20 protein-coding genes are annotated in these 19763 nt (G+C 67.7%); 14 read left to right on the top strand and 6 right to left on the bottom strand.

The genetic code is table 11. The features are described 5' to 3' along the window. Positions 1 to 746 precede the first annotated feature (746 nt). Together BH708_RS02775 and BH708_RS02770 are read left to right on the top strand one after the other, a co-directional pair. Positions 747 to 1661, top strand: coding sequence for a hypothetical protein (locus BH708_RS02775; protein WP_076806428.1), 915 nt, complete (start codon positions 747 to 749; stop codon positions 1659 to 1661). Further along, entirely contained in the window at positions 1658 to 3388 is a 1731-nt protein-coding gene (locus tag BH708_RS02770; RefSeq protein WP_076806426.1) for a hypothetical protein, read from the top strand. The genes BH708_RS02775 and BH708_RS02770 overlap by 4 nt, the downstream gene beginning before the upstream one ends. A gap of 56 nt (positions 3389 to 3444) precedes the next feature. Here the strand turns inward: BH708_RS02770 and BH708_RS02765 are convergent, their stop codons facing one another. Further along, positions 3445 to 4185: a MerR family transcriptional regulator gene (locus BH708_RS02765; RefSeq protein ID WP_076806424.1), complete on the bottom strand. Its 741-nt coding sequence runs from the start codon at positions 4183 to 4185 to the stop codon at positions 3445 to 3447. 138 nt (positions 4186 to 4323) lie between these two features. Between BH708_RS02765 and BH708_RS02760 the strand changes: the two genes are divergently transcribed. The 3 genes from BH708_RS02760 (at position 4324) to BH708_RS02750 (ending at position 9345) form a co-directional block, all read left to right on the top strand. Next, on the top strand, positions 4324 to 6219 hold the full coding sequence (locus BH708_RS02760; protein ID WP_216639496.1) for a S9 family peptidase: 1896 nt from the start codon (positions 4324 to 4326) through the stop codon (positions 6217 to 6219). Between the two features lie 41 nt (positions 6220 to 6260). Then, on the top strand, positions 6261 to 8219 hold the full coding sequence (locus tag BH708_RS02755) for a penicillin acylase family protein (RefSeq protein ID WP_076806422.1): 1959 nt from the start codon (positions 6261 to 6263) through the stop codon (positions 8217 to 8219). A 208-nt stretch (positions 8220 to 8427) separates the two neighbouring features. Further along, positions 8428 to 9345: a CPBP family intramembrane glutamic endopeptidase gene (locus BH708_RS02750; RefSeq protein ID WP_083713230.1), complete on the top strand. Its 918-nt coding sequence runs from the start codon at positions 8428 to 8430 to the stop codon at positions 9343 to 9345. Positions 9346 to 9428: 83 nt separating this feature from the next. Here the strand turns inward: BH708_RS02750 and BH708_RS02745 are convergent, their stop codons facing one another. Continuing rightward, positions 9429 to 10076 carry a TetR family transcriptional regulator gene (locus BH708_RS02745; protein ID WP_253705454.1) on the bottom strand — a complete coding sequence of 216 codons (648 nt, stop codon included), beginning with the start codon at positions 10074 to 10076 and terminating at the stop codon, positions 9429 to 9431. 214 nt (positions 10077 to 10290) lie between these two features. On the opposite strand from BH708_RS02745, the gene BH708_RS02740 reads away from it, so the two are divergent. The 7 genes from BH708_RS02740 (at position 10291) to BH708_RS02710 (ending at position 15110) form a co-directional block, all read left to right on the top strand. After that, the gene (locus BH708_RS02740; protein ID WP_253705453.1) at positions 10291 to 10836 is read left to right on the top strand and encodes a hypothetical protein; all 546 of its coding nucleotides are present in this window, start codon (positions 10291 to 10293) and stop codon (positions 10834 to 10836) included. Positions 10837 to 10877: 41 nt separating this feature from the next. After that, the gene (locus BH708_RS02735; RefSeq protein ID WP_253705452.1) at positions 10878 to 11786 is read left to right on the top strand and encodes a CPBP family intramembrane glutamic endopeptidase; all 909 of its coding nucleotides are present in this window, start codon (positions 10878 to 10880) and stop codon (positions 11784 to 11786) included. A 198-nt stretch (positions 11787 to 11984) separates the two neighbouring features. Next, positions 11985 to 12584 carry a hypothetical protein gene (locus BH708_RS02730; RefSeq protein WP_076806417.1) on the top strand — a complete coding sequence of 200 codons (600 nt, stop codon included), beginning with the start codon at positions 11985 to 11987 and terminating at the stop codon, positions 12582 to 12584. A gap of 173 nt (positions 12585 to 12757) precedes the next feature. Continuing rightward, entirely contained in the window at positions 12758 to 13255 is a 498-nt protein-coding gene (locus tag BH708_RS02725) for a hypothetical protein (RefSeq protein ID WP_076806415.1), read from the top strand. Further along, a complete protein-coding gene (locus BH708_RS02720) occupies positions 13255 to 13641 on the top strand; it encodes an RNA polymerase-binding protein RbpA (RefSeq protein ID WP_157235683.1) in 387 nt (128 codons plus the stop codon). The genes BH708_RS02725 and BH708_RS02720 overlap by 1 nt, the downstream gene beginning before the upstream one ends. Positions 13642 to 13722: 81 nt before the next feature. Continuing rightward, complete coding sequence (locus BH708_RS02715) at positions 13723 to 14475, top strand: metal-dependent hydrolase (protein WP_083713229.1); 753 nt, start codon at positions 13723 to 13725, stop codon at positions 14473 to 14475. 89 nt (positions 14476 to 14564) lie between these two features. Beyond that, on the top strand, positions 14565 to 15110 hold the full coding sequence (locus BH708_RS02710; protein ID WP_076806409.1) for a hypothetical protein: 546 nt from the start codon (positions 14565 to 14567) through the stop codon (positions 15108 to 15110). 624 nt (positions 15111 to 15734) lie between these two features. Here BH708_RS02710 and BH708_RS02705 read toward each other — a convergent pair. Further along, positions 15735 to 16103, bottom strand: a complete 369-nt coding sequence (locus BH708_RS02705; RefSeq protein ID WP_253705451.1) for a hypothetical protein — start codon at positions 16101 to 16103, stop codon at positions 15735 to 15737. Positions 16104 to 16175: 72 nt separating this feature from the next. Here BH708_RS02705 and BH708_RS02700 point away from each other — a divergent pair, with 72 nt between their 5' ends. Next, a complete protein-coding gene (locus BH708_RS02700) occupies positions 16176 to 16658 on the top strand; it encodes a MarR family winged helix-turn-helix transcriptional regulator (RefSeq protein WP_172805729.1) in 483 nt (160 codons plus the stop codon). 133 nt (positions 16659 to 16791) lie between these two features. Next, positions 16792 to 17148: a hypothetical protein gene (locus tag BH708_RS02695; protein ID WP_076806405.1), complete on the top strand. Its 357-nt coding sequence runs from the start codon at positions 16792 to 16794 to the stop codon at positions 17146 to 17148. Positions 17149 to 17160: 12 nt separating this feature from the next. Here the strand turns inward: BH708_RS02695 and BH708_RS02690 are convergent, their stop codons facing one another. From BH708_RS02690 to BH708_RS19705, 3 genes are all read right to left on the bottom strand, one after another. Continuing rightward, complete coding sequence (locus BH708_RS02690; protein WP_076806403.1) at positions 17161 to 17871, bottom strand: SOS response-associated peptidase; 711 nt, start codon at positions 17869 to 17871, stop codon at positions 17161 to 17163. A 275-nt stretch (positions 17872 to 18146) separates the two neighbouring features. Continuing rightward, positions 18147 to 18731 (bottom strand): PfkB family carbohydrate kinase, encoded by a 585-nt coding sequence (locus tag BH708_RS02685; protein ID WP_076806402.1) that lies wholly within the window; start codon positions 18729 to 18731, stop codon positions 18147 to 18149. A 105-nt stretch (positions 18732 to 18836) separates the two neighbouring features. Further along, positions 18837 to 19752, bottom strand: a protein-coding gene (locus BH708_RS19705) for an IS5 family transposase (protein WP_157235681.1) whose coding sequence is annotated in 2 segments (ribosomal slippage) — positions 18837 to 19376 and positions 19378 to 19752 — 915 coding nt in all. Because the reading frame shifts where the segments join, the coding sequence is not laid out codon by codon here. Between the last annotated feature and the right edge of the window lie 11 nt (positions 19753 to 19763).

Raw genomic sequence — 19763 nt, 5'->3', positions numbered from 1 at the left:
TGGTCAGACCCCATATACCCTCATTCCGTGCATCCCGTACGGTGCGTGTGCATACGTGTGGGGCGTTGATATTGATTTCTCCGGCGGGCCGTGGCGACGACTGCTTGCGGTCCCAACAACATCGGTGCAGGTCAGAGCGCGTTCCCACCCTGCTCCCACCACATCCCGACGCGGATGAGGCTTCATCGTCGCTGGTCAGACCCCATATACCGCCATTCCGTACATCCCGTACGGTGCGTGTGCATACGTGTGGGGCGTTGATATTGATTTCTCCGGCGGGCCGTGGCGACGACTGCTTGCGGTCCCAACATCATCGGTGCAGGTCAGAGCGCGTTCCCACCCTGCTCCCACCCCACCCCGACGCGGATGAGGGTTCATCGTCGCCGGTCAGAGCCCGCATACCCTCATTCCGTACATCCCGACGGTGCACAGTACACATATAGGGGAAGTGGAGATACATACATGTGGGGGTACCCCCATATATATATATCTATTAATCTAGAGAGTCATAGGTATGTATGTATGTAGTGGGGGTATCTGGGCTCTGACCAGCAGGTTCGATGGGTGGAGCAGGGGGCGGAGCATGTTGGGACTGTGGGGACTAAGAACCGGAAATCCGCCGTGACCTGCACGGACGATGCTCCCACCCAGGGTGGGACCACGGAACGGACGCCCCGAGCCGCGACCGGGTCGGCCTCCTTCGCATATGTCCCCGGTGAAGAGACCGCTCAACACCGGAGGACCCGATGCACACCCGACGAGCCCGCTACCTGCTCCAGCCCGGAGAGAGCCCGACCCTTCCCGAACGCACCGTGGCCCAGGTGCTGCGGATCGGCCTGGCCCGCGACATGCTCGGACTGGACGACGAACGGATCCTCACCTCCCCCGCCGTGGCGTTCCCGCTGCCGCGCTACCTCGACGGCGCACCGCTGCGCGGAGCCCCCGGGGTCAGACCCGACGCCCTGCGGTACCCGTTCATGTGGCTGCCCGAACCGCTGCGTCAGCGACTCGACGTCGACACCGGCGACGGGGCCACCACGTGTGAGAGCGATGACGCCTGGGCGCTGCGGATCGCCTTCGAGATGTGGGGCTCGGGGCTGTACGACGTCGAATCCGGAGGATGGCTGGACGTGCTCGCCCTGTACGACCTCGACGCCGACGATCCCGCGACCCAGGACCGCATCGCCGCGTGGTGGGCCGGCGCCGACGACGCAGACCTCGACGCCATCGACCTGTCGGGCGTGTCCGTGCCCGAGGCCGACGAGGACTCCGACTGGGCCTCCATCGCCGCCCTGGCACTCGTGGAAAGCTTCGACAAGGCCTCCATGGCGCTGTCCGCGATCGACACCGTCGCCCTGTGCGAACTCGTCACCGAGGGCGACCTGTCCGCGCTGGGGACCTCCGACCCGGCCCGTGCGGTCTCCTCGCTGCTGGCCGTGGCCCGCACCCGCTTCACCTCCCAGGACGAGGTCTCCGCACTGCTGGCCCACCTCCATCGCCAGGCCGATCGTCCCGGAGCCGACGGCGCCCGCCTGGTCGCCGAGATCATCCCGCAGGTCTCGGAGATCGCCCAGGGGCTGTGGCTGGCCTACGAGCCGGTCCTGTCCGAAGTGATCGCCAGCTTCGAGCCCGACGAGAATGCGACGGAGGAACACGCGTGAGCGAGACCTCGACGCATGTCCAGCGCACCCGGCACAAGGTCCCCGGGTTCGACCCGCACAACGACGCGCACGTCGCCGCGGTCGAGAAGAAGATCTCCGAAGCCGCCGGCACCGGGTTCCGCGTGGTCGGGTTCGACCCCGACACCGAGACGGTCACCCTCGAGCGCAGCCGGGCCGTGACCGAAGTCGCCGCCGAGCGGGGCACCACCCGGCTGATCGCCAGCTTGCGCACCGGGGCGAAGCCCTCCGACGGGGACCGGGAGGCGGTGCGGCTGGAGAACCAGCACCCCGGCTACACCATGACCCGCTTCGAACCACACCTGAACAACGCCGTGCTCGAACAGATCTCCGAGGACGTGATCCGCTGCCGCGGGGCTGTGGCCAACGCCCTGTCCGTCAAGCCCTGGCTCGTCCAGACATCGGCCCGCCCCGACGGCGGATACTCGCTGGAGCTGCCCAAGACGTACATGCCCTCCAAGCACGACGACAAGCTCACCGAGGTCGCCGAGAGCGTCGTCGGGGCACCCGGCTGGTACGTCGACATCGACCCCAAGACGCTGGCCGCCGAGATCATCCCGGCCGAGCCGCCGACATTCCAGGCGCTGATCCCGTTCCCGTTCGAGCGGGCCATCCCCGAGTTCACCTCCCCCGCCGACACCGCCTGGGCCAAGATCCCGCTGGGACGGTCCCTCGCCAGCCCCGGACAGGACACGGGGCCGGAGTACTGCCTGGACCTCACCAGCGCCTCTCACACGCTGCTGCAGGGCCTGCCGATGTCCGGCAAGTCCGTGAACATCAACGCCTTCGCCTACTGGATGATCCACGCCGGCGCCGAGCTCGCGATCGTGGACACCCCGGACAAGGGCGTCGACTTCGAATGGATCAAGCCGTACGTCCGCGACGGCGGCTGGGGCTGTGAGTCCTACCAGGCGATGGTCGCGACCTGCTCGATGGTCTACGCCGAGGGCAAGCGCCGCGCCGCCGCCTTGAAGAAGCGCGGGATCAACAACTGGTTCAACGTCACCGACGACCCCACCTTCCGGCCGCTGGTGCTGATCGCCGATGAGTACACCGGGCTGATGACCGAAGAGCGGGTCCCCAAGGCACTGCCGAAGGACCACCCGATGCGCATCGAGGCCGAGGCCACCAACGGCTACAAGGACATGATCGCCACCTTCATCCAGAAGATCGCGTTGGAGATGCGGTTCGTCGGCGTGCACGTATTCGTCTCCACCCAGCTGGGCAACACCAAGACCGGGGTGTCGACGGCGCTGAAGGCCGCCTGCGGCAACCGGTTCCTGATGGGCCCCAACGCCTCCGACAACCAGCGCGCCAACGCGTTCGCCGCCCCAGACGCCGTCGCCGACGTGCCCGCCAACGTGGCGACCACTGCGGGGGTGTCCAAGGGCGTCGGGGTGTCCGAGACCGAGGGCCAACCATCGCGGGTGTTCAAGGGCTACTTCGCCACCCCCGACCAGTTCGCCGCCGGCCTCGAGGCGTCCCCGCGGCTGCGCCGCACCACCCGCCCGGAGCCGACCCGGGCCGAGGTCGCCGAACACACCGGCATGGACGACCTCGACCACAGCCCCGGCCAACTCGCAGGCGACGACCCGTGGAACGGACGACGCGTGCCGAAGGCGGAATCCGATCGGGTCTACTCCGAGGACGGCACCGAACTCACCGGTGCTGCCGCGGCCGCCCGTGCCGCGAAGAACTCCGGGGCGTGATGTGGGCCGGCGCAGGAAGCGGGGATCAACAGCCCCGGCCTGCGTCACGACCGCCTTCAGCCAGGTGTCGGGCCCGCCCGCTCGGCATCCTGGAGTGCAAGGCGGTATGCCTGGCGAAGGACCTCGACCTGAGCAGGGTTGTAGAGGTCGGTCACGGCCTGACGAAGGGCCCGCCTCGATTCGCCCTCACGGTTCCCCGCTGCGACGGGTGCATTCACCGTGCTGGGGTAGCGGTCATGAATGGTGCGCAGCACCGGTGCAAGCTTCGCGGCGACGGCACGTACGGTGTCTCCGTCCGCATCGGCTGCCAAGGAGTTGAACACCTCGTCCGCTTCCTGGTGATCGGCCGTGATGAGGCGCAGGTCCCGAATGCCCTGCTCGTCGTACAGCGCAGTGCTAATCATCATCATCGCCCGGTCCGCCGGCGTGAGACTCCCCGCCACCGATTCGAAGCCGGCAGGAACGTCGACCCCAGTCCGGAGGGCCAGCAGAATGCCCAGCTCGGCGCGGACGGCCTGCTGTCGTGAGATGGAGTCGGCCAACTGAGTATCGAGCCCGCGCAGGACTTCGGCGTAGCTGTCGTCGGACTCCCCAGCTTTCGCGATGTCGGCGAGAGACATCCCCAGCTCCCGCAGCCGCTTGATCTGCAGTAGCCGCACCAGGTGGGGCGTGCCGTACTGCTTGTATCCGTTCGTCGCTCGTCCGGGCTCCTCGAGCAGCCCTACTGCGTGATAGTGCCGCAACGTCTTCACGGTCGTCCCTGCCAGGTCGGCAAGCTGGCTCGTGCTCCAGGCCATCAGCGGTCTCTCGGGGGGATCAGCATGTACCCATCATCGACGACCGGGACGAGAAGCGACAGCGCGTTCTTGACTGTGCCCCAAGGGCACGGTTTCGGATAGTGGCGTACTCACCACTGATCCTCAGGAGCACTGTTCGTGAACAGCACCATAAAGACCAAGCGACGTCTCGAGGCCGAGGAGCTCTTTGCCGATCCCGCCTTCACCTCCCCCACGATCTCCCCGGACGGCACCTTGATCGCCTACCTCGCCCCCGCCCACGGGAGGCGCAACATCTGGGTGCGCGGAATCGACGAGGAGCACGAGGACGCGCGCTGCATCACCCATGACGCCAGGCGCGGGATCTCGACCTACTTCTTCACTGAGGACCCGCCCTGGCTGCTGTACCTCCAGGACACCGACGGTAACGAGGACTGGCACCTGTACCGCGTCGATCTGCACTCCCCGGACGCCCCGGCCGTCGACCTCACACCGATGCCGCCGGGATCGCGGGTGTTCGCAGCGGAGATGCTGCGCTCCCGGCCAGGGTGCGTGCTCGCGACCATGAATCGTCGGCCCGCCTTCCTGGACACCTACTTGATCGATGTCTCCACCGGTGAGAGCACCCTCCATCACGAGCAGTCAGAGCCGGCGCAGAACCTGCTTCTGGACGGTAACGGAGAGGCTGCATTCCTCGCCCGAGTCACGGAGGACGGAGACACCGAGTTCTCGGCGATCGACCCCGTCACCGGGGAGCTCCGTGAGCTGATCCTGATCTCGGGCGCGGACCATCCGATGGGGGTGGAGATCCAGCAATCAACACCGGACGGCACCGGGCTCGTACTCGGCAGCTATCTAGACGGCGATGACCTGCAGCTGGTGCGGATTGAACGCGAGAGTGCAGAGGTGAGCGTGCTCGCTGGGGTGGAGGGCTGGAACCTCGACATCCTCAGCGTGCTGGCCCCGGGTGTGCTGCCGCCGACGCTGTTCACCGACCGCCGCACCGGAGCGATCCTCGCCGCCCGCTTCACCGGTCCCCGTCCGCGCATCGAGATCGTCGACCCGGAATTCGCCGAGGTCCACGCCGTGCTCGCCGAGCTGTCCGACGGAGTCCTCGGCTCCTTGTCCTCGGACGTATCGGGGCAGCGCTGGGTCGCAACCTTCCTCAGCGACCGCGACCCGCACGTCGCCTGGTTCCACGACCGCACCACCGGCGAGAGCCGCCGCCTGTTCCGCCCCTACCCGCATCTGGATCCCGCAGACCTCGCCCCGATGGAGCCGGTCGAACTGACCGCCCGGGACGGTCTGGCCCTGCACGCGTTCCTCACGCTCCCGCCCGGGATCCCGCCCCAGGGGCTGCCGCTCGTGCTCGAGGTCCACGGCGGGCCCTGGGTGCATGACAGCTGGGGGTACAGCCCGCAGGCTCAGTTCCTCGCCAGTCGCGGGTATGCAGTACTGCAGGTGAACTTCCGCGGCTCCTCCGGGTACGGGCGCAGGCACACCCGCGCGGGGATCGGAGAGTTCGCCGGGGCAATGCACGAGGACCTGCTGGACGCGGTGGACTGGGCGATCGCGCAGGGAATCGCCGAACCGGAGCGCGTGGGAATATTGGGTTCCTCCTACGGCGGCTACGCCGCCCTGGTCGGTGCGGCATTCACCCCCGAGCGCTTCGCCGCGGCCGTGGACATCGTCGGCATCGCCGACCTGGCGAGCTTCATCCGGAGCCTGCCCCCAGTCAGCCGCCCCTATCTGCGCAGCAACTGGCTCACCTACGTCGGCGATCCCGAGGACCCGGTGCAGGAGGAGGACATGCGTGCCCGCTCTCCGCTCACCCACGTCGACCGGATCACCACTCCCCTGCTGATCGCCCACGGCGCGAACGACGCCAGGGTCCCGCGCGAGGAGTCCGACACCATCGTCGCCTCGCTGCGCGAGCGCGGCGTCACGGCCCAGTACCTGTTGGCCGACGACGAGGGGCACGGCTTCGCCAACCCGGAGAACCAGATCCGCCTTCAGCAGGCGATCGCAGAGCACTTCGCGACCCACCTGGGGTGATCTCCCGCGCGGAACGGCACGACTGACGAGAAGGAGCGAACATGGACATCAGCTGGGACGAGCACGGGACGGCGACAATCACCGCCGAGGACGAATGGGAGGCGTGCCGGGGCTTCGGCTACGCGCAGGCCCTCACCCATGCCACCGCGATACTGGAGCTCTACGGGATCGCCCGAGGACGTGCTGCCGCCCTGTGGGGCGAGGAGTTCCTCGAGGGCGACCTCCAGCACGCGCAGCTCGGTCTCGACGCCGCCGTGGACACCTGGTGGCAGGAGCAGCAGACGGGGACGCGCACACGCCTGCAGTCATTCTGCGACGGCGTCAACGACGCGTGCAACGAGGATCCTTCACTGGGCGGTGACCGTCGCGAGGCGCTACCGGTGGGCCCGCGTGATGTCATCGCCCACACCTTTGCGCTGTTCTTCGGGTTCGCGCGCTTTTGGGACCAGGGGCTGGCCTTCCCGGCGGCTGGCGGTCCTGGTCTCCTGGGCGGTGGATCGAGCGCGTGGGCTGTCAGCGCGGAGAAGTCCTCGAAGGGTGAGGCGCTGCTGCTGATCAACCCGCATATCCCGTGGATCGCCCCGTACCGGATGTTCGAGGCGCGGACCCTCTCCCCGGACCGCAACTGCCACGGTGCGACACCGATCGGGTTTCCCTGGCAGTCCTTCGCGTACACGGAGCACGTGGGGTGGACCCATACCGTGAATCCGCTCCCGCAGCTGTGGGTGTACGAGCTCGAGGTTTCCGACGATCACTATCTGCACGACGGCGTTCCCGTCCCGTTCGAGATGCGGGAGCACCTTGTGGCGGTCCGCGCCGACGACCCGGTGGCCGTGACGGAGCGACGGAGCGTGCACGGCCCGGTCATCGACGCTCCCGACGGCACGCCGGTCGCCATCCGGGTCGCCGGCGTGCTGCACCAGCCGGTGACGACCGCGCTCGAGTGCTGGTGGCGGATGTCCCTCGCCGAGACCGTCGAGGAGCTCTTCGACGTGCAGGAGCAGTGGCCGCTGCCGATGTTCAACATCCTCGCGGCGGATTCGAGCGGGTCGATCGGTGCCGCCTTCTGCGGTGCCACCCCGGCTCGCCCCGGTGGGGCCTTCGACGACTCCCGGCGACGGCTGCCCGGCGACGACCCCGGACAGCTCTGGACCCACCTGAACTCTCCACAGAGCCTGCCCCGGGTCGTGAATCCGGACTGCGGCTGGGTCCAGAACGTCAACGAGACGCCATGGTGGTTCTGCGACCCGCCGCTGGACCCGGCGCAGCATCCCGACGGCATCGCGCCCGCTCCCGACCAACTCCGCGACATCCGGTCCCCGCTCTCCCGGGCCGCCCTGGATCGCCCCGGACCGATCTCGCCCCACGATCTGCTGGACCTGAAATGGGGCACCTGGACCCACCTGGCCGACATCGTCCTCGACGACCTCCTCGACGCCTGCACCGGCATCGCAGACCTTACTGAGGCCGCGGACGTCCTGCGCGCCTGGGACCGTCGCGCCGATGCGGGCAGCCGCGGATACCTGCTGTTTCACTTGTGGGCACACGATCACTTCCCGGTCGGCGACGTCGTCATGGACGACAGCCGGTTGACGCCTTCCCTCGAGGCTGGCGGGCTCCCGAGGGGACTGCGCGACCCGGCCGCGGCCGCCGAGGCCCTCCGCCGCGCGGCACATCGGATGACCGAGCTGGGCAGGCCGTTCGACGCTCCCTACGGCCGGGTCGCCCGAATCGGGACCGACCCCGACGACGCTCCGGCCAGCGGAGGACCCACCTACTTCGGCCTGTTCAAGTGCCTCGAGATCCTCCCCGCCGAGGGGGCCTGGCCAGCCATCGGCGGGGACACCTGGATCTGTCTGGTCCAGTTCGGCCCCCGCACGCCGATCGCCGAGGGGCTCTTGCTGCCCGGGCCGGCCTCGGAGGAGGGCGCCCCCGCACACCGTTCGCCAGCGGCCCGCTACACCCGCGACGAGCTCGTCCCCCACCCGCCGCTGACCTGAACAGGGTCGATGACCGACCACGCCGCAAGACTCGACAACCTGAGGGCGCCCCGTGCGGTCCTGTCATCCGCAGCGTGTCCTTCGCCGTGCTTCGCGGGACCGTGCTCGGCCTCGTCGGACTCTTGGTCGCCACCGGAGCGGTCGGTGCACAGATATCTGTCCTCACCTCGGCTCAGCTCTATCGCACCCGCGAACCATAAGGAGACACATGACCACACATCCGCATCCGAGCACCGACGACTGGGCGACCTCCACGCCTCGTGCACCACGCCAGCCCTTCGGTGCGCATCTGGAGATGGACTGGTGGGTCCCAGTGCTCCTGACGGTGGTCGTCGTCGCGGCCACCTATCTCCTGCAGGTGCTGCTCCTCGGTGCCGCCGCCGTGGTGGAGATCCGTCTGCTCGGCAAAGACCCCGCCGACTCCTCGCTCACGCCGCTGACGTACCTGGCAAAGGACCTGTCGATCATCCTCCTGGCTCCCCTGACCCTGTTCGCGCTGTCAAAGGCGGCACGGGTGCCCTGGCGGTCCGCTCTCCGGACCACGGGTGACGTTCGATGGAGCCGCCTGGGTGCCTACCTCGGGGTGTTCGCGGTTCTCATGGTGACCACGAACCTCGCCCTCCAGCTGATCCACCCCTCGCCGCTATCGCTGTTCGCCGTCACCGGTACCACGGTGGCGCTGCTCGCCATGGTGTTGCTGACGACTCCTTTACAGGCCGCTGCCGAGGAGGTCGTCTTCCGCGGCGTGGTCACTGCCTCCTATGCCTCATGGATCCGAGCGGTCCGTCCCGCCGTGATCGTCGGCATCATCGGCTCGAGCACGCTGTTCACCGTCCTGCACACGAGCGCTGACCCGTGGATGATCCTGAACTATCTCGGCCTCGGGGTGAGCTGCGCGCTCATGGCCCTGCTCGGACGGGGCCTCGAGGCTCCCATCGCCTTCCACGTCATGAACAACGTCTTCGCGATGGGGATCGGCGCGCTCTTCGCGGGCGGTGGCGGGATCGGCCAGGAGCGTGGCGCCGGATCCGCCGGACCCTACCTGCTCCTATTCCTCCTCGCTGAGGCCATCGCAGTGCTGATCGTCTGGCAGACCGAGAATCGATGTCCTCACGCCAAGCGCTGATCACTGAGCGCCTCGATGCCCGGGGATGTCGGCGCGAACTCATCACGGTCGGGCGCGGCTGGTCCACGGCCGCGCGGTGCCGTTCACTCCGTGGCCGAGTAGGGCACGGCACCTGCGCCTGGCATCCACCGAGGAGCGAGGGCCATGTCCGCCGCGGCGTACAGTGCCTCCGACTCTCTCTGTGCCAGGGAATCCGCGGCGGGCAAGGCGCGTTCCAGTGCCAGGCCGTTGAGGACGGTGCCCAAGTAGCGCGCTCGTCGCGGTATCTCTGCGACCGGCAGAGAGTCGACCTCGTCGGCGAGCCTCTCCAGCCATCTCTCCATCCGGCGTTGGCCGTCGCGCTGGATCGCGAGATAGGCCTCACGGATCGGCTCCGTCTGCTCCACCGTCACGAACGCCTCCATGAGCAGGGTCATCGACCGGCGAGCCTCAGCGCTGGTCCCGGACATGTCGAGCACCTTGCGCAGGGAGTGGACGAGCCGATCCCGGGCGGGGATGGAGGTGTCGCCGATGCTGCTGTCGGGGAGCATCCAGTCATAGACACGCTGCATGACCGCGTCCCGCAGCACCTGCTGGGTGGGGAAATGATGGCGCAGCGAACCGGTGCTCACCTCGGCGCGCGTCGCGACCGCGCGCACGCTGAGCCGTGCGGCCACCCCGTCCTCTCGGATGATGGCGGCCGCCGCAGCAAGGATCCGCTCGCGCGTGCTCATCTCTGGTCGCTCGACCACACACCCACCTTTCGTCTAATACAGCGTACTAGAACAGCGTGCTAGCGTGCCGACAACCCGACTAGCACAGCGTGTTGGTTTCGTGTCGAGTACAGAGGAGACATCTCTGATGTTCCAGCGATGGAGACGCCGTAGGGCGGTCAAGCGCATTACTCCCGGCGACGGCAGTCCGCTGCGTCGGTTCCGGGTATGGCAGCTTCTGAGCCGGTCTCTGATGCACCTGGACCTCTTCGCCAGCGACGGTCCGGCGCGGTACACGGTCGATGTGCGGCAGTGGAAGACTGATGAAAACGGATACGTCATAGTGCACCTCTACTGGAACGACCGGCAGCACGCGACATCGAGGGCGCCCGCGCTGTTCCCTGTCGAGGGCGGGACGATCGAGGTCGCCACCAGCGCCTTCGGCCTCAAGCGCTGCCACTACGTCACCGCCGAAGGCACGACGCATCAGCTCACGCCCGATCCCCGCTCCGCGGAGGGCCGGCGTGCCCGCTTCGAGCACCGTAGACCAGGGCTCAGCCGCGTGGTCGGGGCCGTCTCTATCGTCGCGCTCCTCGTGGGCGTGGCGTTGCTGCTGCAGCAGATCGCCGTACCGGTCCTGCAGATTCCCCCGGTCGCCGAGCGAATCGGGCCGGTCGAGCCGCTCGTCCGCCTGCCGTTGTGGCTGACCATCACGCTCGCGATCACGACAGCAGCCGCGAGCACGGAGCGCGCACTGCGTCTGCGCTACCACTGGCTGCTCGACGCAGCTGGCAACTGACCAGCACAGTGCCCCCGACTCCCGACCCCAGGAAGAAGCCCGTGAGCTTTCACCCCGTCCGCACCACGCCCCGGCGCTTCGGCGCGCATCTTTCCCTGACCTGGTGGAAACCGCTGGTCATCATCGTGGTTCCCCCGTTGGTGATGATCATTCTCCAGATCGCTCTGTTCGCCATCGTGGGTCTCATCGATCACGGGAGCGGCCAGACAGAGGCCGTCGGCCCGCTGCAGTTGCTTGCAGTGAACCTCAGCATGGGAATCACCGGCGTGCTCACCGTCCCACTGATCTGCTGGTGGGCGAAGGTGCCCTGGCGATCAATCCTCAGCGCCCCTCGGGCGTTCGACCAGCGCCGGCTCGCTGTTTATCTGCTGTGGGCGCTCGGGGTCACAATCCTCGCCAACGCAGCACTGGCACTTCTTGCTCCCGAACAAACCCCATGGGTCGGCGTCGGGTTCACCGGGACGACGATGGCGCTCCTCGTGGTCATCGTGCTAACCACCCCCCTGGCTGCGGTGTCGGAGGAGCTCATGTTTCGGGGCGCGGTGATGCCAGCCGTCGCCTCCTGGGTGCGTCCAGAACGGATCGCCCTGGCTCTCGGCGTGATCGTCTCGAGCCTAGCTTTCGCGACCACGCACCTCGCAACGGACCCCTGGTTGTTCGCCCATCACGTCTTCCTCGGTCTGGCCACCGCGGTGATGGCGATCCGCAGCAGGGGGCTTGAGGCCCCGATCGCCTTCCACGTCGCGAACAACACCTTCACCGCCGTTCTCAATACCCTTCTCGCAGGAGGGGGAGACTTCAGCGTCGCCCGGACCGCCGGAGCGGGTGGGCCTCACCTACTCATTCCGGCTCTCTTCGTCCTCGCCCTCGTCATCGTCGTCTGGAGACGGGAGGGGAATGCTGCGGAGCCTGAGGCGATGAGTACCCGGCATGCGAAGGGTGTGCGCTGATGGAAGACCTCATTCCAACAGAACATCAACTCACCCGCCCTTTGTACGATGCCTGCCCGCAACCACCCTTAGTAGACCGTGTCGAGGTCTCCCTCGCTTCAGTCCGCGACGTCTGTCCCGCTGTAGCGCACCTGTCCACCGACCGGGGCGAAGCGCTGTCCTCGCTTGCCTAGCGCACGTTGGCCAAAGGACCACCCGATGCGCATCGAGGCCGAGACAACCAACGGCTACAAGGACATGATCGCCACCTTCATCCAGAAGATCGCGCTCGAGATGCGGTTCGTCGGCGTGCACGTGTTCGTCTCCACCCAGGTGGACAGCACCAAGACCGGGGTGTCGACGGCGCTGAAGGCCGCCTGCGGCAACCAGTTTCTGATGGGCCCCAACGCCTCCGACAACCAGCGCGCCAACGCGTTCGCCGCCCCCGATGCGGTCGCCGAGGTGCCCGCTAACGTCGCCACTACCGCCGGGGTGTCCAAGGGCGTCGGTGTGTCCGAGACCGAGGGGCAGCCCTCGCAGGTGTTCAAGGGCTACTTCGCCACCCCCGAGCAGTTCGCCGCCCGGCTCGATGACGCCACGCATCTGCGCCGTACTACGCGCCCGGAGCCGACTCGTGCTGAGATCGCCGAGCACACCGGCATGGACGACCTCGACCACGGCCCCGGACAACTCGGCGATGACGATCCGTGGAACGGGCGCCGCGTGCCGAAGGCAGAATCCGATCGGGTCTACTCCGACGACGGCACCGAGCTGACCGGTGCTGCGGCCGCTGCCCGAGCGGCCCGAAAGAGCGGCTGACGACCGGGGACGGGGTGCGCCGCCCACTTCCCCATTGGGCAGGGGTGTAGGGCAGTCCTGCCCAGCGGGGAGCGGCTCTCGGCGGCCGCTCCCCGCCCCTCATCGACCACGTTGAAATCTCCCGCCCACTTGATCCGGTGCACGCCCTACACCCACCGATCAAGGGAGCACCCATGAGCATCCCCCTCACGGACCTCGCCACCGACTCGGCCGCGGGAGCCTTCGCTCTCCGCATCGGGGACCGGGAAGTGCGCGCGGACCGCAACGATGAGCTGCTGGCCGTCATCATCGGCGACGACTACCTCGACGAGTCCGATCCGGAGCTGTTGTTCCTGATGCGGCTGGAGCACGCGATCATCATCGCCACCGCCGTGCAGGAATCGCTCGTGGCCGCCGCCGTCCAGAACCACGACCTCGACGAGACCACCGACGAGAACACCTGGACCGCACTGCTGGCAGGACGGGAGACCGCCGACCCCGGCGTGAGGTGGGAGCACAAGGTGCCGCTGGTACTGGTGACGGCCCTGTTCGCCCCCTACACCGACCGGGACCGACCCGTCGGCAACATCGCCTGGATCGACCCCATCGACGACGTCGCGATGCTCGACTCGCTGCAGGGCCTGGGCATCATCGAGGTGCTCGAGCACGACGACCTGGTGGTGTGGTCCTGATGCCGACCGCGACGCTGACCGGGACGATGCCGCACCGATCGGTGACCACCGAGGACCCCGACCGGGTCGTCCCGCTGGCACCCCGCATCGTCGAGTACCTGTGCGGCCAGTGCGAGATCACCACCACCGCGAAGCTGCACGCGCAAGCACCGATCCCGCAGCTGTGGCCCTGCCGCCGCTGCCGCACCGGCGCCGAATGCACCATCGAACCCGACGAGGGCGTCGAGCTGCTCGGCCTGCCCGTGGCCTCGAAGCTCCCGCCGCGGAAGACCCACTGGGAGCACGTGCGAGACCGTCGCAGCGACGCCGAGCTCGACCAGCTCCTGGCCGCCCGCCTGGACCTTCTGCGGGCCGGGAAGCTGCACTCCGCCCCGTCGCACCGGTGACTCGTCCCGCCGCAGCCGCCGTGCGCCCACTTGCGCGGGTGAGGCCGGAGATCCCGGCCAGGCTGGAGGGCGATCACCGTGATGGGCGGACACCATGCGATCAGCGGGGCGGCGGCCTGGCTGGCCTTGACCGGCTCCGCTACGATCGGCGACCGAGCTCTCGGCGCCGGGGTCCTGGACCTAACCGGACCGGAGGTACTGGCCGGGACCGTGGTCGCCACCGGGGCGGCACTGCTGCCGGACATCGACCACCCCAGCGCCACGATCGCCCGCTCGGCCGGGGCCGTCTCCAGGCTGGCCAGCTCCGCGATCTCCTCGGCGACCGGGCACCGCGGCGCCACCCACACCCTGCTGGCTGTCGCCGTCTTCACCGCGCTGGGGGCCGTGGTCGCCGGCCTGGGGTGGAGTTTCCGCGTCCCTGTCGTCGGCCCGGTGCAGATCGGGGCGGTGGTCGTCGTGGCGGTGCTGTGCGCTTTCGCGGTGCGGGCGTTGAAGCTCGTCTCCGGCGCGCTGCGGCCCTGGCTGATCGGGATCGGGGCGGGGCTGTTGGTCGGTGTCGCGGCCCCGGCCACGTCGGTGTGGCTGCCGGCGGCGATCGGGCTGGGGGCGCTGGTGCATCTACTCGGCGACCTGGTCACCACCGACGGGATCCCCTTCCCCACCTGGCCGCTGGTGCTGAAACCTTCCGAGCGCTCCTCCTCGCCGCTGTGGCAGGCGGACGGGGATGTGGCCGTGCCGATCCTCGGCAACGCCGGAAGCGCCCGGGAATGGGCCCTGTGCGCCGTGCTGAGCCTGTACGTCGCCGTCGCGGCCGTCGCCACGATCCTGCCCTGACCTGATGCGCCCCCGACGCCGTCCCGCCACACGCAGGCCTCGCCCACTATCCCCGTCCAGGCCCTTACCCGCAGGAGGAGAACGACCCCATGGCTTCGCTGATCGAGTCCGTCCGCAAGCTGCACGGCCCGCACCTGGTCGCCCACGAGAACGGCTACGACGTCGACGTCACCTGTGACGAGTGCACGCGGCTGCGACTGGAGGCTCTGGACCAGGCCGCCGGGCAGGGCGAGGACCTGGCCTACTGCGCCGAGAGCGTCCGCGTGCCCTACCCCTGCCCGACCCGGATCGTCGCGGGCACGACCGAGACCGAGGGGCGGGAGGAAGCGGCGCGGATGCGGCTGGACCGCCTGGCTATCCAGCGCGAGGAGATCGAGGAGCAGATCGAACGACTGGATGCGGTGATCGCCCTGATCCGCCGAGACCTCGGGGAGGCTGACGACGAGGTCGACGACATCGAGGACGCCCGAGAGCACGACGACGAGCAGCCGGAGTCGATCGAGGTCGAGGAACCCGCCTCGCCCAAGCCCGCGAGGAAGGCCAAGACCAAGGCCGAGGAGCCCAAGACCGGCGACACGAACAGCGAGGAGTCCCCCGCCGAGCCGGAGGAGTCCGGCGACGAGTTCGACTTCTGACCCCGGACAAGTCGCGTCCCGTCACGACGGTGCTTCGCCCACTTCCTCCGGTGAGCATCCATCTACGGGAGGAACCGACATGGCGCCCATCGTGCGGAAACGAGACACCGGTGAGTCCGGCTACAAGGGCGAGTTCGGCACTGTCCCTCGCTCCAAGGCCGACGTGTCCGTCGACGACCCCACCGCGATCGTTCACGTCGGGGAGGGGACGAACGGTCCGGGCCGTCGATGCGGATGTCCACCTGGGCGGTGGAGCGGGCCGAGCAAAACGCGGAGCTGGCGAACCGCCGTCTGGAGCGCGCGGCCGCCAAGGCGCAAGCCGCTCGGGACCGCGCCACGATCGCTGCGCGCAGGTTCGCCGCTGACGTGAAGACCCGGGATACGCGCGGTCCCCGTGACGATCACGAACGTGCACGAGTCCACACGGCCCCGATACGGCTACCCGTACGGTGACGAGCCGTATACGGTCATCACGAGGCGCGACGCCGACGGCCATGAGAACGTGTGGAAGACCGGGTCGTTCCAGCCCTTCGGGTCCGGCGACCAAGTTACGGCACAGAGAACCGTCTGGAGAGCTCCGTGCTCAAGAGACTCCGCGCATCGCGCCAACTGCCCAACATGGACTCAGCCGCGCCGAGAGTTACGCATCGCAAGGGTTGAAGCCACTGCGGCAATAGCCCAGACAAGGGGGCCCGAGAGGCCGCCCGCAGGATCGACGTGACCGGGAATGACCATAACGAACACGAAGACGATGTCGATCAAGCCGAGAGCGATCAGGTTGAGCCAGTAGCCGAATCGATCATTGAACCTGTTCAGGAACCAACCAACAGCAATGGCCTGAGCACCGAAGGTGGCGGCGCAGACGAAGAACATCAGGCTCTCAGCTTCCAGCGCATCGATCGGCCGTCCCTGCGTTGCTGCATCGACCACCATCGAGATCCCAAGGCCAAGGTGCAGCAATCCCCAAACCACGTAGGCCAGAGCGCCGACCACCGACCAGGCAGACTGGCGCCGGGCCGGGGCAGTGCGACTTCGGGATCCAAACTGAGGAGTATGATTCACGGCGTGAATAGTATCCGTAGTGAAGCACATGGGTCAACCGCTCGCGCTGACGCCGTAGCCGATGCACAGGCGGCCACTCGGCAGTTGCATTCGGCGACCGAGGCGCTCCTTGACGCCGCGGCCGAACGCTACGGCATCACACGCAACGATCTGCGCTGCCTCGAAATCCTCGAGCGCAAGGGGACGATGCAACCCGGACAGCTTGCCCAGGCAAGTGGACTTAGTCGGGCAGCGATCACCAAGGTTCTTGACCGCCTCGAATGCGCTGGATACATCACACGTTCCAGTGAACGTGAGGATCGACGCAGCTATCACGTCCAGACCTCCGATCACCTTGCCGACCAGAGACGCGCAACTTGGCAGCCTGTTCTGCGAGCCACCGACGGGGCCCTTTCCGGCTTGAGCGTGACGCAACTCCAAGATCTCACCGCGGTCCTGCTGCGGCTCGCCGACGCCAATCGTCAAAGCGTCCAGCAACTCCGGTAGCGCTGGCTACGTGTACGACGGGCGACGCGTCGTGTCGACACCGTGGGTCAACGCCTCCGAAACCAGTCGAGAGGGACCCAGAGGCCAGGCCGGAACTCGACTACACGTTGAATCTGAGCTCGACGACATCACCATGACCTGCACCGTGAAGGCGCACAGCCAGTATCGCGGCGTGGACCAAACCGAGATCAACCGCGCGCAGCTGGAGAACGGCGTCGACGAATTCCCCGCCGCCGAGGAGCCCTACTCCCCCAACGCGCTCGGCCGCGCTGGCAAGAAGCTCACCGGAGAGAAGATCCGCATTGAGGAGACCGTCGAACTGCCGTACGCGAAGGGCACGTGGGCTGTCACCGGCCGCACGGTCAGCAACCACCGGGTGACCTGGCAGACCAGCATTCCTGCGGCGTTAGGTGAGGTCGCGGAGCTCTCCGGGAAGATCGCCGACGTCGAAGACATCGGGGTGAAGACCGCCGTCATCGACCTGGCGTGAACACAGGGCCCATCAGGACGCGGCCAGGGGCTCGATCAGCGACGGGTCGGTGCGGTCGAGAGTGCGGACGTTGTTGACCTTCCGATCCACCGCGTACGTCTCGAGCTCACCCGCCACCGTCGTCGACACGTCGTCGATCATGGCGAGTAGCGGATCCTTCTGCTCCGCCTCGAGTTTCCCGGGTGTGAGCCACTCCCCCACCGCATCGTTGGTCAGGAACACGGGCATGCGGTCGTGGACCTCGCCGCCAGCGTCGCGCGCCTCGCGGGTGACGATCGTGAACGTGATGTCCCAGCTCTCCCCGTCCTCGGCCTTGCGGGCGGCGGTGAGCCCTGCGGCGTGCAGAAGCTTGCCGTCCGGGTGGTGGATGACGTAGGGATCCTTCCCGCCGTCATCGGCCTCGACCCACTCGTAGTAACTGGTCATCGGTACGACGGCACGGCCACTGGAGAACGGGCCGCGGAACATCCCGTTCGTCGCGACGGTCTCCATGCGGGCGTTGATCGGCCGGGGCCCCTTGTCCTTCGCCCAGGAGGGGTGCAGCCCCCACCGCGCGAGCTCGAGACGCCGCTGCACCTCGCCCTCGTCGTCGATGAACTCTCGCACGACCGGGGCTTTGGTACGGGGCGCGATGGAGTAGATCGGCTCCCACTCACCTGCACGGTCCTCGCTGGTCGCAAGGTAGGCGTGGAGGAGTCCAAAGCCGTTACCGGGGACCGGCATAGTTCGGTCAAGAATTATCTTCCGGCCGATCCGCCCAGCGGGGGCTGCATCCCGTGCCGCGGGTACGTCTTGAACAGGGAAAGGATGTGCAACAGCCACCCATTGCATCTAATGCATCTTTGATGCACCTGTACTGGCTGCTCGTGACGCCTTTGGGTGGTCCACTGCCAGCGGTCGGGGCCCTCGACCGAGAGCCCGCCCCCGGAAAGTGGTGGCAGCCAGCTCAGCCACCACCGAGGAGACTGATAGCGCAGCGGAGCGGGCGCATTCAATACTCACGACGGTTGTGCGAGCTCGAGGCGGCTGGGGGGATTTGCCCCCGCCCGAGACACGGTGACCGCTGCGCTTCGCAGGGCGGTCCGGGCGCAGTCGTCGAGCAGTTCGTGCTCAACCTCGCCAGCGGCCAATTGAGTCGCGGCCTCAGAGCGGAGAAGTTCGTAGACCAATCCCGACATGAACGCGTCTCCCGCACCGATGGTGTCCACGACGGCGGTCCTCTCAGCCGGGAGATGGCGCAGGCGACCCCTGGACGCGACGGTGCACCCCCTTTCGGCGCGCGTCATGACGAACAGGTCGACTCCGAGCCTCGTATAACGCTCGGCGACATCGAGGATGCTCACGTGGGGGTAAAGCCATGACGCGTCTTCTTCGCTCATCTTCACGACATGGGCCAAGGCCCCGATCCGCTCTACCTTGCTTCGCACCATCGCGCGAGATGGCGTCAGCGACGGCCTGACGTTGGGGTCGAAGGTGATGAGCGTGCCTGCTGCGAGGCCACCCAATATCCGCTCGACGTTGGTTGCTCCCGGGTCGAGCACCGTGGCCAGCGATCCAGTATGGACGACGAGCGGACTACCCACGCGGATCTCCTCAAGATCCCAAGTGATGTCGAAATCGTAGGTCGCCGAGCTGTCGGCGGAGATTGTCGCGCTGGCAGTTGCCGTGCGACCCGCTAGGGCACGTCTCTAAAGCAGGTGGTTGAGCCACTGGATCGCGGCTCTCAGAAGGGTTCCAGCGCGGTAGGTCAGGGCGAGTTTGTCGTAGCGGGTGGCGATCCCGCGCCACTGTTTGGCCAGGCCGAACTGCCGCTCGACGACGTTGCGACCGGCGTAGGTGGTCTGGTCGAGACTTGGTGGTCGTCCCCCGCGGGAGCCCTTCCTCTTGCGGGCAGCGATCTCGTCGGACTTCTGCGGGATCACGGTCTTGATGCCCCGAGCTGTGAGCATCCGGCGGGTCTTGCCCGAGGAGTAGGCCTTATCGGCGACCACCGCGGCAGGCCGGGACCGGGGCCTGCCGGGCCCCAGGCGAGGGACTCGAATGTCGTCGAGCACCTCGATGAGCATCGCGCCGTCGTTGCGTTGACCGCCGGTCAGAACGATCGCCAGCGGCATGCCACTGCCGTCGACCGCGGCATGGACCTTGCTGCCCAGCCCGCCGCGTGACCTGCCGACCGCGTGGCCTTCGGGTTCCTCAGTGGCCAGATTCTTGTGGTTCGCTCCCGCCCCCTGTGGGCTGGTCGGGACGGGTGGTGTTGGTCCCGTGCTGGTGCGCACGGTTGATCGTCGAGTCCACCGAGACCGTCCAGTCGATGTCTCCTGCCGCGTCGGCCTGCGCCATCAGTACTGCATGGATTCGGTCCCAGACCCCGAGCCGGGCGTAGAGGTAGTGGCGCTTCCACACCGTCTGCCAAGGGCCGAACCGATCACGAGGCAGATCGCGCCACGGGATCCCGGTGCGGGACCGGTAGATGATGCCCTCGACGATCTTCCGATTGTCCTGGAACGGATGCCCTTTGCGTCCCTTATTCGACGGCAACAGCGGCTCGACCCGCTCCCACTGCTCGTCGGACAGGACCTGATGTCGAGTCGTCGCGGTAGCCATACGTCCACGCT

This window comes from Brachybacterium sp. P6-10-X1 (genome assembly GCF_001969445.1).
GTDB lineage: Bacteria > Actinomycetota > Actinomycetes > Actinomycetales > Dermabacteraceae > Brachybacterium.
This window is presented reverse-complemented; position numbering and strand designations above follow the sequence as displayed.